This is a genomic window from Marinobacter sp. UBA2498, assembly GCF_002341575.1.
In the GTDB taxonomy this organism is placed as follows: Bacteria; Pseudomonadota; Gammaproteobacteria; order Pseudomonadales; family Oleiphilaceae; genus Marinobacter; species Marinobacter manganoxydans.
Window position 1 is genome coordinate 4,910 of sequence record NZ_DDOI01000135.1, and the last position, 1,761, is coordinate 6,670.

At 60.6% G+C, this 1,761-nt stretch carries 3 protein-coding genes; 2 read left to right on the forward strand and 1 reads right to left on the reverse strand.

All coding sequences use genetic code 11. The features are described from left to right. Both B2W52_RS18555 and tsaA read left to right on the forward strand, forming a co-directional pair. Positions 1-498 (forward strand): acyl-CoA dehydrogenase domain-containing protein (locus B2W52_RS18555; protein ID WP_286803877.1); only part of this gene is annotated, 498 nt, incomplete at its 5' end. Between the two features lie 15 nt (positions 499-513). Continuing rightward, positions 514-996 carry a tRNA (N6-threonylcarbamoyladenosine(37)-N6)-methyltransferase TrmO gene (gene tsaA / locus B2W52_RS18560; RefSeq protein ID WP_008172696.1) on the forward strand — a complete coding sequence of 161 codons (483 nt, stop codon included), beginning with the start codon at positions 514-516 and terminating at the stop codon, positions 994-996. Here the strand turns inward: tsaA and B2W52_RS18565 are convergent. Further along, positions 990-1,761, reverse strand: a 772-nt coding sequence (locus B2W52_RS18565; RefSeq protein WP_286803878.1) for a LysR substrate-binding domain-containing protein, incomplete at its 5' end; no start/stop codon positions are given. The two genes, tsaA and B2W52_RS18565, sit on opposite strands and share 7 nt — an antisense overlap.

A 1,761-nucleotide genomic window follows, 5' to 3' on the forward strand; every position in this document is an offset into this window, starting at 1 on the left:
CCGGCCCTGCGCTGGCCCCTGCGACTGCTGGTGTTCCCGCTGGGTGCCACTGGCCTGAACGGCCCGGACGACAAGCTGGGCGCACAGGTCGCGGAATCCATCGTCAAGGACACCCCGGTACGCCAGCGCATCAGTCGCGGTACCTACACCACCATGGACCCGGAAGATCCGCTCGGGCGGGTGCTCAATGCCTACAAGCTGGCCAACGAGACCGCGGACATGCGCAGCCGGCTGCATGACGCCATGCGCAACCGCGATGAAGACGAACTGGGCGGCATTGACCTGTTGATGGGGCATCAGCGCAAGGAACTGGTTGACTGGGCCTGTGCCCAGGGCGTGGTCAAGGCAGACGAGTGCGACAAACTGCTGGAAGCACTGGAAGCGCTCTATGATGTGATCCGCGTCGATGCTTTCGATGCCGACGGCCTGAAAGCGCTTTCGCGCTGTGCCAAGGGCAAACGCAAGGTGGTCGAGCGCCCACCCAGAGACGAGAAATAAGGTACGGGCTGGTCGATGAGCGATCTTGCAGATTTGCGTCCCAATGAGGAGGCCGTGGAACTGGAACCGGCCTCTGACGCCACGTTGCGATTCATCGGTGCCATCCGGACCCCCTGGCGCGATCGCAAGGATTGCCCGCGCCAGGGCCGCCTTGACGGCCCGGAGTGCCAGCTGGTTCTGGACCCCGTCTGGCACAACGCGCTGGCGGGGCTCGAAGACTACGACACCATTGAGGTGCTTTACTGGCTCGACCAGAGCCGCCGGGACCTGATCCGGCAAAGCCCCAGAAGCGACGGCCAGACCTTCGGCACCTTCGCCCTGCGCTCCCCGGTGCGACCCAACCCGATTGGCACGTCCATGGTCAAACTGGTTCGTATAGAAAAAGGAACGCTGATCGTGCGCGGCCTGGACTGTCTGGACGGCACCCCGCTGCTGGACATCAAGCCAGACCGCTGCGCTTTCACCCCAAAAGCACCCGATAAAGCGAATGTTTACTGAGAGACCTCCTCCGGACGTAATCCTGAATTGATCGCTTCTGAAACCAGCCAACGCCGCAGAAGCTGAATCCCTCGTTCACGACGACGGCTGGTTTTCCATGCAAAGTAAAAAATGTCGCCCGTCATAACGGAGTGGCAGGGCAAGCGCACAAAGTCACCGGAATCCTTGCGGGTACTGAGCATGTAGTCGTTGGTCAGCGCAATTCCCTGGTGGAAGCGCGCAGCTTCCAGCGAAAGCAGCATATGGCTTGAATGCAACAAACGGCTCGATCGGGGCAGGTCCAGGCCCGCTTCACGATACCAGGCTTCCCAGTCCCCACCCTGACGGTCATAGATACTGTATGTCGACAGCAACGGATACTCCGCCACCATTGCCGGTGTTAATGACATCGACGCCGGGTCGCCGGAAACCTCCTCCAGCGACAGCTCCCGGCGTATCTTCTGCCAGTAATCCTGGCTGCATACGGGGAACAGACGCTCCTCGTAAAGCAGCTCATAGCTGAATGCGGGCGAGGTGGGCTTAACGGTAATAAAACAATCCGCCACCCGATCCGACAACACCGGATTACCACTACTCATCTCCAGCGCCAGATCCAGCTGAGGATGCAACCGCTTCAGATCCGGCAACCTTGGCACCAGCCAGCGCACGGCAAACGAACTGAACACCGACAACCGGATCCTGGCCTCCTCATGCCCCACTAATTGCTCACTGGCACGCTCGATCTGCAACAGCGCAGAACTGACCCCATCCAGATACAGGCGTCCC